Source organism: Streptomyces sp. P1-3 (assembly GCF_050613155.1).
GTDB lineage: Bacteria > Actinomycetota > Actinomycetes > Streptomycetales > Streptomycetaceae > Streptomyces.
Genome location: NZ_CP192512.1, coordinates 4,528,421 through 4,540,770 on the forward strand (window position 1 = coordinate 4,528,421; position 12,350 = coordinate 4,540,770).

General features: G+C 73.0%; 11 protein-coding genes. 7 read left to right on the forward strand and 4 right to left on the reverse strand.

Annotated elements, in window-relative coordinates; all coding sequences use genetic code 11:
• Nucleotides 1–91: 91 nt before the first annotated feature.
• Nucleotides 92–2,107, forward strand: coding sequence for a cell division protein PerM (locus tag ACQUSR_RS19600; RefSeq protein ID WP_431043880.1), 2,016 nt, complete (start codon nucleotides 92–94; stop codon nucleotides 2,105–2,107).
• An 18-nt stretch (nucleotides 2,108–2,125) separates the two neighbouring features.
• Here ACQUSR_RS19600 and ACQUSR_RS19605 read toward each other — a convergent pair whose 3' ends face one another.
• The gene (locus ACQUSR_RS19605; RefSeq protein WP_431043881.1) at nucleotides 2,126–3,046 is read right to left on the reverse strand and encodes a hypothetical protein; all 921 of its coding nucleotides are present in this window, start codon (nucleotides 3,044–3,046) and stop codon (nucleotides 2,126–2,128) included.
• 351 nt (nucleotides 3,047–3,397) lie between these two features.
• Between ACQUSR_RS19605 and purN the strand changes: the two genes are divergently transcribed.
• The 4 genes from purN to ACQUSR_RS19625 all read left to right on the forward strand — a co-directional run bounded on the left by purN (nucleotide 3,398) and on the right by ACQUSR_RS19625 (nucleotide 7,072).
• Nucleotides 3,398–4,093, forward strand: a complete 696-nt coding sequence (purN, locus tag ACQUSR_RS19610; protein WP_431043882.1) for a phosphoribosylglycinamide formyltransferase — start codon at nucleotides 3,398–3,400, stop codon at nucleotides 4,091–4,093.
• Between the two features lie 5 nt (nucleotides 4,094–4,098).
• Entirely contained in the window at nucleotides 4,099–5,700 is a 1,602-nt protein-coding gene (gene purH, locus ACQUSR_RS19615; RefSeq protein WP_431047701.1) for a bifunctional phosphoribosylaminoimidazolecarboxamide formyltransferase/IMP cyclohydrolase, read from the forward strand.
• 75 nt (nucleotides 5,701–5,775) lie between these two features.
• The gene (locus ACQUSR_RS19620; protein WP_431043883.1) at nucleotides 5,776–6,645 is read left to right on the forward strand and encodes a bifunctional methylenetetrahydrofolate dehydrogenase/methenyltetrahydrofolate cyclohydrolase; all 870 of its coding nucleotides are present in this window, start codon (nucleotides 5,776–5,778) and stop codon (nucleotides 6,643–6,645) included.
• Nucleotides 6,635–7,072: a DUF3017 domain-containing protein gene (locus ACQUSR_RS19625; RefSeq protein WP_431043884.1), complete on the forward strand. Its 438-nt coding sequence runs from the start codon at nucleotides 6,635–6,637 to the stop codon at nucleotides 7,070–7,072. The genes ACQUSR_RS19620 and ACQUSR_RS19625 overlap by 11 nt, the downstream gene beginning before the upstream one ends.
• Nucleotides 7,073–7,156: 84 nt before the next feature.
• Here ACQUSR_RS19625 and ACQUSR_RS19630 read toward each other — a convergent pair whose 3' ends face one another.
• The gene (locus ACQUSR_RS19630; RefSeq protein ID WP_431043885.1) at nucleotides 7,157–7,624 is read right to left on the reverse strand and encodes a hypothetical protein; all 468 of its coding nucleotides are present in this window, start codon (nucleotides 7,622–7,624) and stop codon (nucleotides 7,157–7,159) included.
• 282 nt (nucleotides 7,625–7,906) lie between these two features.
• Between ACQUSR_RS19630 and ACQUSR_RS19635 the strand changes: the two genes are divergently transcribed.
• Together ACQUSR_RS19635 and ACQUSR_RS19640 are read left to right on the forward strand one after the other, a co-directional pair.
• The gene (locus ACQUSR_RS19635) at nucleotides 7,907–8,992 is read left to right on the forward strand and encodes a helix-turn-helix domain-containing protein (protein ID WP_431043886.1); all 1,086 of its coding nucleotides are present in this window, start codon (nucleotides 7,907–7,909) and stop codon (nucleotides 8,990–8,992) included.
• Nucleotides 8,993–9,304: 312 nt separating this feature from the next.
• Nucleotides 9,305–10,294, forward strand: a complete 990-nt coding sequence (locus ACQUSR_RS19640) for a malate dehydrogenase (protein WP_431043887.1) — start codon at nucleotides 9,305–9,307, stop codon at nucleotides 10,292–10,294.
• Between the two features lie 234 nt (nucleotides 10,295–10,528).
• Here ACQUSR_RS19640 and ACQUSR_RS19645 read toward each other — a convergent pair whose 3' ends face one another.
• Together ACQUSR_RS19645 and ACQUSR_RS19650 are read right to left on the reverse strand one after the other, a co-directional pair.
• On the reverse strand, nucleotides 10,529–11,311 hold the full coding sequence (locus tag ACQUSR_RS19645) for a hypothetical protein (protein ID WP_431043888.1): 783 nt from the start codon (nucleotides 11,309–11,311) through the stop codon (nucleotides 10,529–10,531).
• A gap of 151 nt (nucleotides 11,312–11,462) precedes the next feature.
• A complete protein-coding gene (locus ACQUSR_RS19650; RefSeq protein WP_431043889.1) occupies nucleotides 11,463–12,266 on the reverse strand; it encodes a hypothetical protein in 804 nt (267 codons plus the stop codon).
• Between the last annotated feature and the right edge of the window lie 84 nt (nucleotides 12,267–12,350).

Consider the following 12,350-nt stretch of genomic DNA (forward strand, 5'->3'; position numbering starts at 1 on the left):
GTACAAAAATATGCATGGCTACATATTCAGCGACACGGCGATCATTCGCCCGCTGCGGGGATGAAACGGATGTTCTTGGCAGCATGACCACGTGACCCGGACGACCGACCACAGCCCGTCGCTGTCCTCGCCCGGCCTCGCCGTGGCGGCCCGTGATCCGAGCGCTGTCGGCCAGGCCTTCTTCTGCGGGGCCGTGGCCGCGGGGCTCGGCCTCGGCATGCTCGCCGTCGCCGTGCTCCTGCTGTGGATCGCCTCGCCGTACCCCGACAGCGGCTTCAGTGGCGCGCTGCACCTCGCCGCCGACCTCTGGCTGCTCGCCCACGGCGCCGAACTCGTGCGTACGGAGACGCTGTCCGGTGACCCCGCGCCCATCGGCCTGACCCCGCTGCTGCTCAGCGCCCTGCCCTGCTGGCTGCTCTACCGGGCCGCCCGGCACGCCCTCGAACCGCCCGAGCCGGTGACCGTGCCCCGGACCACCCTCTCGCCGACCTCCGAACTCGCCCTGTCGACCCCGCCGCTCGTGCCGCGCCGCGCGATCCTCTGGGTGTCCGCCGGATACCTGGTGGTCGGGCTGGCGGCGGTGGTCTACGGGGCGGAGGGCCCGGTGCACGTCGAGCCGTTCGGCGCGCTGCTGCGGCTGCCCGTGGTCACCTTCGCCGTCGCGGCGGTGGGCGCGTGGGTCGGGTGCGGCCGCCCGTACGGCCTGCTGCCCACCGCCGTACGCGGTGCGCTGGTCCGCGTACCCGGCGGCGATCAGGTCGCCGCCTCGCTGCGGCCCCCCGACTGGCTGCCGCGCACCTGCCTGCTCGCCGCCGCACGCGCGGCGGCGGGCGCGACGCTCGCGGCGGTCGCGGGCGGCGCGCTGCTGACCGCGCTGTCGATGGTGTGCCATGTGGGTCCGATGAGCGGGGCGTTCGCGCAGCTCACCCACGACTGGTCGGGCCGCTTCGCGGTGCTGCTGCTCAGCGTGACGCTGCTGCCGAACGCCGTGGTCTGGGCTACGGCGTACGGACTGGGGCCGGGGTTCACCGTCGGCGCGGGCAGCGCGTTCGCCCCGCTCGCCGTCACGGAACATCCGGCCCCGCCGAACTTCCCGCTGCTCGCCGCGCTGCCCGGTGCCAGCGCCGCGGACGGGACGCTGCACGGCCTGCTGGCGGGGCTGGTGCCGGTCGCGGCAGGGGTGTCGGTGGCGGTCTTCGTCGCCCGGGACAGCCACCGCGGCAGCGGCTATCCGAAGAGTGCCCACCGGGCCGGCGGCCAAGGCGGTGGCGCGGTGCAGGCGTGGAGTCTGCGGCGTACGGCGCTGACGGCGGTTCTGGCCGCGGCGGGCTGCGGTGCCGCGACGGCCTTCCTCGCCGGCCTCGCGAGCGGCCCCGTGGGCACCGGGCGGCTGGCCGACTTCGGCCCGAGTTGGTGGGCGGTGGGCCCGGTGGCGGCGGGCTGGACGGCGCTGATCGGGATCCCGGGCGCGCTGCTGGTGCGTTGGTGGCTGAGGGTGCGCGCCGCGTCGGCGCGCGCCCGGGAGCGGCGCGCATCGGGACAGGGGCGCGGGCGGGGGCGCGTGTGGGACAGCTGCGCGCGGCTGATCACGCTCAGGCCGCGTACGGAGCGGGGTACGGGGCGGCGTACGGAAGGAGGCGCGGGGGAGGCGGACACGGCGGCCGCCGCCGGTCCCGCGGGCCGTTCCGCGGGTTCCCAGGGCGCGGCGGGTTCTGTGGGAGCGGGCGGCACGGCGCGCTCGGCGGACTCCGTGGCGCCGGGGGCGAGGCCGAGGTCGGCTCCGGCGCCCGCCGCCCTGGAACGGGCCGATCCCCGGGCCGCCGACCTCGCGGCCGCGAGCCCTGCCGGGGGCCGTCCCGCCGCTGCCGGCCCTGCCGGTGGCGGTTCCGCCGGTGGCGGTCCGTCGTCTGCCGGGCGCCGGAGGCGGCTGTACCGGCGGGACCAGGTCCACTGGCGGCCCACGGAACCCCGGCGGTCCCAGCAGGGCCCGCCGCCCGTCGACCGCACGTGGACGCCCCCCGACGACGCGCGCGAACCGGTCCCACCGGAGCTGACCAGGGCCCCGGTCTTCGTGGAACCGTTCACCGAGGAGGACCGGTTCCCGTGACGCCGGACGGCGGCCGGGTCAGTCGTCCGTGCTCAGCAGCGGGCGGAGGTGCTCCGGCAGGATGTCCTCGCACGCCTGGCGCGACTTCTGTGTCAGCGCGTCGTCCACGCACGAGTAGTAGTCGCTGTAGATCAGCTGGGAGCTGAACGTCGCCGCCACGATCGCGAGGGCGATGCCGCCCGTCACCAGGCCGCAGATCGCCGCCGTCGCCTGCGGCTTCGAGCCGGTGCGGGGGGCCGGGAGCGCGGCGCGGGCCGCGTCGGGGGCCGGGGGCGGGGCGTCCAGGGCCGCGGGGCCGGGCTGTGCGGGGCGCCGCGGCTTGGCGCGCAGGGCGCTGACGCCCCAGTACGTCGCCAGCGAGCCCAGCAGCAGGGCGATCTCCGGCAGGCTGAACAGCGCGAAGAAGAACGCCCACATGCCGGCCAGCACGGCGTAGCGGGCTCGCCGCTGGGCCGGGTCCGTCGGGTCCCAGCGCAGTCCTCCGGAGCCGCGCCGGCCGTTCGGGCCGGAGGGGCGGTTGCCACCGCCGGGGCCGCCGGGGCCGCCGGAGCCGCCCGGGCCGCCGGAGCCGCCCGCGCCGCCCCAGCCACCGTTGCCGAAGCCGCCGCTCTGCCGTCCGGGCTGGCGGCTGCTCCACTGGCTGCCCCAGGTCGGCGGCTGCTGCGGCTGCTGCGGGTCCTGGCCGCCGGAGCCCTCGCCCGTCGGGCCGTTCCCGTTCCCCTGCCCGTTCCCTTGCCCGTCCCCGTGTCCGTTTCCGTCGGCTCCCGGGGCCGCGCCGTCGCCGCCTGCCGGGTGGCGCGGCTGCCAGGGCTGGTCCGGGGCGCCCTCGGGGGGCGGGGCGAACGGGTTGTGCTCGTCCTGGCCGCCCCGCGGGGCGGAGGAGGACGGCGACTGCCGCTCCCGCAGCAGCGCTGCGTGCGGCGTGCGGGCGCGCCTCATCGCCGCACCCCCCGCGAGGTCGGGGGTCGGTGTGGGGGAGTGAGCCGCGCGGCGGCGTCGGTCCGGCATGTGGAGTGTGTCTTCCCCTTGTGTCGTCGTCTGCACCCGTCCATCGCACACGGCGCCGACGTGACCCCGCGCACGGCACTGGCGCGACGCCGATGTCCGTCGGCGTCGGCACGACGTCTGACGTGTCGGGCGGTCCGCACCGGGCGTCGGTGGGACTGCCTGCCCAGACGCTACCTCTCGCGTCCGCCCCCGTCCCGTGGGGGCCGTGTGAAGTGCCGGTATCGTTGCTGACGGTCGGCGGCTTCGTAGAGTTCCCCGGAATTGGACACAGCGTCGGCTTGTATGACCACACAAACCGCATCGCCAGCGAGAAAGAGCCCCGCTGTGGCCTCCCCGCCCCCCTCCGCTCCTCCGGCCTCCCCGGCTCCGGCCCGCCTCGTCGTCCTCGTCTCCGGCTCGGGTACGAACCTGCAGGCGCTCCTGGACGCCATCGCCGACCACGGTGCCGCCGGCTACGGCGCGCGGATCGTCGCGGTCGGCGCGGACCGCGACGGGATCGCAGGACTGGAACGCGCCGAGCGCGCCGGGATCCCCACGTTCGTGTGCCGGGTCAAGGATCACGCCGACCGCGCCGCGTGGGACCGCGCGCTCGCGGAGGCGACCGCCGCGTACGCCCCGGACCTCGTCGTCTCGGCCGGGTTCATGAAGATCGTGGGCCAGGAGTTCCTCGCCCGTTTCGGCGGCCGGTTCATCAACACCCATCCCGCGCTGCTGCCCAGCTTCCCCGGCGCCCACGGCGTGCGTGACGCGCTCGCGTACGGCGCGAAGGTGACCGGCTGCACCGTCCACTTCGTCGACGACGGCGTCGACACCGGCCCGATCATCGCCCAGGGCGTGGTCGAGGTCCGGGACGAGGACGACGAATCCGCGCTGCACGAGCGGATCAAGGAAGTCGAGCGTTCGCTGCTCGTCGATGTCGTAGGGCGTCTGGCCCGTAACGGCTACCGCATTGAGGGACGAAAGGTAAGAATCCCGTGACCCCCGTGACCGCCACCCCCGCCGAGTCCACCGCCGAGTCCACCGCCACCCAGCGCCCGATCCGCCGCGCCCTGGTCAGCGTCTACGACAAGACGGGCCTGGAGGAGCTGGCCCGCGGGCTGCACGCGGCGGGTGTCCAGCTCGTCTCGACCGGCTCGACCGCGGCGAGGATCGCCGCCGCCGGAGTCCCGGTCACCAAGGTCGAGGAGCTGACCGGCTTCCCGGAGTGCCTGGACGGCCGGGTCAAGACCCTGCACCCGCGCGTCCACGCGGGCATCCTCGCCGACCAGCGGCTGGACGCGCACCGTGCGCAGCTGGCCGAGCTGGGCGTCGAGCCGTTCGAGCTGGTGATCGTCAACCTCTACCCGTTCCGGGAGACCGTCGCCTCCGGCGCGAGCCCCGACGAGTGCGTCGAGCAGATCGACATCGGCGGTCCGTCGATGGTCCGCGCCGCCGCCAAGAACCACCCGTCCGTGGCGGTCGTCGTCAACCCCGAGCGGTACGGGGACGTCCTCAAGGCGGTCGCCGACGGCGGCTTCGACCTGCGGTCGCGCAAGCGGCTCGCGGCCGAGGCGTTCCAGCACACCGCCGCCTACGACGTGGCCGTGGCGAACTGGTTCGCCCAGGGCTACGCGGCCGACGAGGACGACACCGCGGGCTTCCCCGAGTTCCTGGGCGCGACGTTCCGGCGCAAGAACGTGCTGCGGTACGGCGAGAACCCGCACCAGCCCGCCGCGCTCTTCACCGCCGAGGGCGCCCCGTGCGGCCTCGCCGGCGCCGAGCAGCTGCACGGCAAGGAGATGTCGTACAACAACTACGTCGACACCGAGGCGGCGCGCCGGGCGGCGTACGACCACGACGCGCCCTGCGTCGCGATCATCAAGCACGCCAACCCGTGCGGCATCGCGGTCGGCGCGGACGTCGGCGAGGCCCACCGCAAGGCCCACGCCTGCGACCCGCTGTCCGCCTTCGGCGGCGTCATCGCCGTCAACCGGCCGGTGACGGTGGAGCTGGCCGAGCAGGTCGCCGAGATCTTCACCGAGGTCATCGTGGCGCCGTACTACGAGGCCGGCGCGGTCGAGGTGCTCTCCCGCAAGAAGAACATCCGCGTGCTGCGGGTCGCCGACGCCCCCGCGCAGGAGCAGGAGATCCGCCCCATCGACGGCGGTGTGCTGCTCCAGACCAGGGACCGGCTCCAGGCGGACGGCGACGACCCGGCCAACTGGACCCTCGCCACCGGTGCGGCGCTGGACGCCGACGAGCTGGCCGAGCTGGCCTTCGCCTGGCGCGCCTGCCGCGCGGTGAAGTCCAACGCGATCCTGCTCGCGAAGGACGGCGCGACCGTCGGCGTGGGCATGGGCCAGGTCAACCGCGTCGACTCGGCCCGGCTGGCCGTGCAGCGCGCGGGCGAGGAGCGGGCGCACGGCTCGTACGCCGCCTCCGACGCCTTCTTCCCCTTCCCCGACGGGCTGGAGGTGCTGACGGCCGCGGGCGTCAAGGCCGTGGTGCAGCCGGGCGGATCCGTCCGTGACGAGCAGGTGGTGGAGGCCGCGAAGGCGGCGGGCGTGACCATGTACTTCACGGGCACGCGCCACTTCTTCCACTGAGCCCCGCCCCGCCGTGCCCGCGCGGCGACCGGACCTGATGGACACCGACACCCCGGCATCCGGGAGGATGGACGTATGACCGCCCAGATTCTTGACGGCAAGGCCACCGCGGCCGCGATCAAAGCCGACCTCGCCACCCGTGTCGAGGCCCTGAAGGCGAAGGGCGTCACGCCCGGCCTGGGGACGCTGCTGGTGGGCGACGACATCGGCAGCCAGAAGTACGTGGCCGGGAAGCACCGAGACTGCGCCCAGGTCGGTATCGCCTCGATCCAGCGCGAGCTGCCCGCCACCGCCACCCAGGAGGAGATCGAGGCGGTCGTCCGGGAGCTGAACGAGAACCCGGAGTGCACCGGCTACATCGTCCAGCTGCCGCTGCCCAAGGGCATCGACGAGAACCGCGTCCTGGAGCTGATGGACCCCGCCAAGGACGCGGACGGCCTGCACCCGATGAACCTCGGCCGCCTGGTCCTGGGCGAGCCGGCCCCGCTGCCCTGCACCCCGTACGGCATCGTCACGCTGCTGCGGGAGCACGGCGTGGAGATCGCGGGCGCCGAGGTCGTGGTGGTCGGCCGCGGTGTCACCATCGGCCGCCCGATGCCGCTGCTGCTCACCCGGCGCTCCGAGAACGCGACCGTGACCCAGTGCCACACGGGCACCCGCGACCTGGCCGCGCACCTCAGGCGGGCCGACATCGTCGTCGCCGCGGCGGGCGTGCCGCACCTGGTCAAGCCCGAGGACGTCAAGCCGGGCGCGGCCGTCCTCGACGTCGGTGTCTCCCGCGACGCCAACGGCAAGATCGTCGGTGATGTGCATCCGGGCGTCGCCGAGGTCGCTGGCTGGCTCTCGCCGAACCCCGGCGGTGTCGGCCCGATGACCCGCGCCCAGCTGCTCGTCAACGTGGTGGAAGCCGCCGAGCGGGCCGCCGGGATCGGCGATGTCGGCTGAGCCGGGTACGTCGACGGAGGGCCTGGTGGCTGCCGAACCGCGCAAGTCGCGCCGCTTCCCGCTGATCACCCGGGACACGGCACGGCCCGAGGGCGGCGGCCGGGCCGCGCCGGGCGACGCCCCCGCCCCGGTACGGCAGTGGCCGCTGCTCACGGTGATGGCCGGGGTGGGCCTCGGACTGCTGATCGTCGCCCTCGACGCGTTCCGGCCCGGAACGATCGTCATCGGGCTGTCGCTGCTGCTGGGCGCCGTGCTGCGCTGGATGCTGCCCGAGGTCGGGATGCTGGCGGTGCGGTCGCGCTTCACCGACCTGCTGACCTACGGCGGGCTGGGGTTCGCGATCGTGATGCTGTCGATGATGGCCCAGCCGGATCCGTGGCTGGAGGTCCCGTTCCTGGAGGACGTGGTCCACTTCACGGTGCGGTGAGCGGCCGTGCGTTGAGCGACATGCCTTGAATACGGACGGCGGCCCGCCCTTCCTGGTGGAGGGGCGGGCCGCCGTCGTGCGTGCTCAGCCGCGGTAGTACGTGGTCACCCGCGCGCCCTGGTCACCCTCGACGCGGACCCGCAGCTTGTGGTTCACGTTCACCCGCGCCTCGGCGATCATCGAGCGGTTGGGGTTGCAGTACTGCCAGCCGCTGCTGCCGACCCACCGCTGGTCCGCGGAGTCCCAGATGCGCACCCGCATCTTCTCCCGCGTGTTCCAGCACCGCAGGACCGCGCGGGTCGTGGAGGTGGGCGTCTTGTACTGGTTCGAGGTCCACTTCCCGCGGCCGTTGATCAGTTCCGCCTGGGTGATCCCGTGGGGTCCCCAGAGCCGGTGCCAGGTCGCACGGGCCTCGGCATCGCCCTGGGGCGCGGTGGCCGCGGTGGTACGGGCAGGCGCTTCGTCGGCCTGCGCGGTCGGGGCTGCCAGAGCGAGCCCGGATCCGAGCGCCAGCGTGGCTGTCGCGAGCGCGAGGCTCTTACGGGTCTTCATCGATGGGTTCCTTCCCCCTGAGTCGTGGACCGGGCGGGGCGAGCGGTGCGCCGCCCGGCTTGCCCTGCCGAGACTGCGGGCCGCGCCGCCCGGCTGGCCACCGGCGGCGGGCAGCGTGGGACATCGTGGGACGTCCCACCCCCTGGCCTGCGGGAACGCCCATGGCAGCAGCGCCAGTTCGGGGACGGGAGTGGGACATCGGCTGACCGGAGCGGAACCCTCCGCGATACCGTGGTCCGTCTAGCGCCTGGAGAAGCACGCGTCCACACGGGGGTGGGATCAGTGGCGCGATGGACAGCGCTGTCCGGGGAACTGCCGTCGGAAGTGCGGCATCTGGTCGAACAGCTGCGGCGGCTCAAGGACCGCACCGGGCTCAGCCTGGTGGCGCTCGCGGACAAGACCGCGTACAGCAAGTCGTCATGGCAGCGGTACCTCAACGGGCAGAAGATGCCGCCCCGGCAGGCGGTGCTCGCGCTGGGCACGGTGGCGGGCGCGGACCCGCGGCGGCTCACAGTGCTGTGGGAGCTGGCGGACGCGGCCTGGCTCCGGGACGAGCCGTGCACGGGCGAAGGGGAGCGGGCGCGGGACGAGGCGGCGCCGCAACCACCGGGCGCCACTGCCGAGGCACCTGCCGAGGCATCCGCCGAGGCCCCGCGCGACCCCCTCGGCGAGGCTTCTGAGCCTGTGCCTGTGCCTGTGCTTGTGCCCGCGCGGCGATGGGGGCGGCTGATGGCCGCCCTGCTGGCCGGCGCCGGCGTCCTCGCCGCCGTGGGCGGTGCGGCCGTCGCCTTCGGGGACCGGGCCCGTACGGAGAAGGAGGCCAAGAGCTGCCGGGCGGAGGAGTGTTCCAACCGCGACCCCGCCGAGTACGGCTGTCACGACGACGGCAAGCGCCTGGCACAGGCGGAGGTGCGCGAGGTGGTGCGGTTGCGCCTCTGGTACAGCGCGCGGTGCCACACCGTGTGGGGCGAGATGGAGGCCGAGGACGAGGCCGAGGCCATGTCCCTGTTCATCGAGTCGGAGCACGGGAGCGCGCGGACGCTGCCCGCGTCGGACGGCGTCGTCCGCACGATGATGCTGGCGACCGCCTCGCCGGATCGGGTGACGCTCACCGCCGCGATCGCCGGAGGCGACGCCGTGCTCCTGGGGTCCGGGGAGCACGATTTCCAGCCGGCCCTCGAAGCCGGAGGGGAAGGCGCGGAAGGGGAGTGGGAGGACGCGGGCGAGTGGGCTCCCGGCGGCGAGGTGGCGACCGGGGATTCGGCGCCTGAGGGGGCGCCGTCGCCGGGAGAGCCGCTGGAACCGCCCGCGGAGTCACCCCCGGAACCACCGCTGGAGATGTCGCGCGCACCGGCGCCGCCCGATTGAGAACCGCGTCAAACCGCGTCAAGTTCTGGCCGAATCTGCCCCCCGAACGGGGGGCATGCGCGGGCCGATTCGGGGCAGGCGCAGCCCGACCCCCCACGGGCGCCGCCAGGCGGCCGTCTGCGCTCCCCCTCCTTGTGAGCAGACGGCCGCCGTGTGCGTGAAACGCCGCTGAGGGGGCACCCCGTACGACGCGGCGCGGTGAGCAGGGACACAGAGGGGCGGCGGGGCCCCGGTACGCCAGGGTCGGATAGCCTGACGCCCGGTATCTCGACACCAAGAGATCGATCAGAAAACACAGCGCAGGAGACCGCCATGACCCGCACTCCCGTTAATGTCACCGTCACCGGCGCCGCCGGCCAGATCGGCTACGCGCTGCTCTTCCGCATCGCCTCCGGTCACCTTCTCGGCGCGGACGTGCCGGTCAAGCTGCGCCTGCTGGAGATCCCACAGGGTCTCAAGGCCGCCGAGGGCACCGCGATGGAGCTGGACGACTGCGCGTTCCCGCTGCTGCGCGGCATCGACATCTCCGACGACCCGAACGCGGCGTTCGAGGGCGCCAACGTGGCGCTGCTGGTCGGCGCCCGCCCGCGTACCAAGGGCATGGAGCGCGGTGACCTGCTGGAGGCCAACGGCGGCATCTTCAAGCCGCAGGGCAAGGCCATCAACGACCACGCCGCCGACGACATCAAGGTCCTGGTGGTGGGCAACCCGGCCAACACCAACGCGCTCATCGCGCAGGCCGCCGCGCCGGACGTACCGGCCGAGCGCTTCACCGCGATGACCCGCCTGGACCACAACCGCGCCATCTCGCAGCTCGCGCAGAAGACCGGTGCCCCGGTCTCCGAGATCAAGAAGCTGACGATCTGGGGCAACCACTCCGCGACGCAGTACCCGGACATCTTCCACGCGGAGGTCGCGGGCAAGAACGCCGCCGAGGTCGTCAACGACCAGCAGTGGCTGGCCGACACCTTCATCCCGACCGTCGCCAAGCGCGGTGCCGCGATCATCGAGGCGCGTGGCGCGTCCTCGGCCGCCTCCGCCGCCAACGCCGCCATCGACCACGTCCACACCTGGGTGAACGGCACCGCCGAGGGCGACTGGACCTCGATGGGCATCCCGTCGGACGGCTCCTACGGCGTTCCGCAGGGCCTCATCTCCTCCTTCCCGGTCACCTGCAAGGACGGCAAGTACGAGATCGTCCAGGGCCTGGAGATCAACGACTTCTCCCGGACCCGCATCGACGCGTCGGTGAAGGAGCTGGCGGAGGAGCGCGACGCCGTGCGCGGCCTCGGCCTCATCTGACGGTGTCTGTCTGACAGCTGACGGCGTCTGTCCGACAGCGTCTGACAGCCGTACCGCTGCGAAGGGCCGTGCCCCGGAACTGTTCCGGGGCACGGCCCTTCGGCCGTTCCCGACCCGGCCCGAGGGCCTGCTCGTGAAGGGGCGAGGCCCCCCGGTGGCCGAGGGCCGCCGGGGGGCGTCGAAGTGGGGGGTGGGGACGTCCCTTGGGAGGCCGGGGACGCGGCGACCGCCAGGTCAGGCGGACTTCTCCAGCTCCGCCATGTCGATGCTCTCCGTCTCCGGCGGGGTCTCGGTCCCCACCGGCTTGTTGTAGTCGGACAGCGTGCTGGTGGTCGAGTCGGCCCCGGTCTTCACGACCTTCACCGGGTACGGCTTGCCCTCCAGCGCGACGCTGAGCGTGATCGGCTCGCCGGAGCCGTTCTTGCCGCTGACCGGGATGACCTGGTGGCCGTCCAGCGTGGTCACGGTGCCCTTGGTGAAGGACTTGTTCTGCTCGGTGCTGCCGGCCGCGCTCGCCTGCACGCTCTTCAGGTCGCAGACGTCGGCCATGTCCTTGAGGTCCTTGTCGGTCGTCGTGGAGCCGTACATCCACTTGCCCGTGAGGAGCTTGGTGACCTCTGCGTCCTCGCCGAACATCGTCTTCATGAACTGGGCGTCAGGCTTCATCCACACCTTGTCGCCGAGCTTGACGATCTCGAACGAACCCTGGGAGCCCATGGTCATCGAGCCGCGGCAGTCGCCCTTGTTGTCCATGAGCATGTTCATCTTCATGGACTGCCCGCCGTCCTTGCCCTCGGCGTTCATCCGCACGGACGTGGCGCTCGTGAGCTCGTTCTTCGCCTTGTCGGCGATCTCCGGGCCGGTCAGCTTCTCCACACCGTTGGTGGCCGGAGCCGCCGGCTTGGTGGGGCTCTTGTCGCCGTTGTCGTCCTTCTTGTCGTCACCGCCGCAGCCGGTGAGTCCCAGCGTCATGGCCGCACACGCGGCCACGGCCCACACCCCGTACTTCTTTCTCATTGAGACGCCCTACCCCTTGATCAAAAAATTGCTTACTTACTGGCGCTTTACCTTACTTTCCATGGCCGAGTGTGCTGGCAGCCGGTCGCGTATCCATGGAGAGCGGCGGTGCCGGCGGTCGACACCGCCGACGCCACACAGAGGGCAGGCGTCAGTCCGCCCGGCGGCCAGGGGTCTCCAGCAGTGCCACGTTGACGGTCTCGCCCTCGGGCGGCGTCGTGTTCGGCACCGGCTTCTCGTAGTCCGTGAAGATCGCGGTGGTCGGGGCGGTCTCGTCGCCCTGCTCCAGCTTCAGGGGGTAGGGCTTGCCCTCGGTGGCGACGTAGAGGGTCACCGGGTTGCCGGTCTTCGGATCCTCGGCCTTGAGCGTGATCGCCTTCTGGCCCTCCACGATGACCGTCGGGCCCTTGGTGACGTCGTCATTCAGCACGGAGGTCGCATCGTGGACCAGGCGGCGCATGTCGCAGGCCGTGAACACGCTCTCGAGGATCTTGCTGGACGGGGTGCCGCGCAGCCACTTCCCCGTGAACAGATCCGGCCAGCCGCTCTCCGGGCGGGCTGAGTAGTTCCAGAACTGCCTGTCCGGCTTGATCCAGGCCTTCTTGCCGTGCTTGATCGCCTCGTACGAGCCCCGCGAGTCCTGCCTCCACGAACCGACGCAGTTGCCCGCCGTGTCCATGGTCACGTCCCACTTTCCGGACGCCTCGGGCTTCTGGGTACCGGTCACGAGGCGGAAGGACGTCGCCGCCCTCTGCTCCGCCTTGGCCCTCTTGGCGATCTCCGGCCCCGGCAGCCTCTCGATGTCCAAGCTCGTGGGGCTCTCGGTCGCGCCGCCCTTGCCGCCGTCGCTACCGCCGTCGTCGCCGGCCTTGCCGCCCTCGCCGCCGCAGCCGGTGAGCCCCATCACCATGGCCGCGCACGCGGCGACGGCCCACCCCCCATGTCTCGCCGTCACTCGACGCCCCACCCCTTGATCGAAAACGCTTGCTTACGGGCGCTTCACCCTATGTTCCGCGGCCGAGCGAGCGGGCGGCCGGTC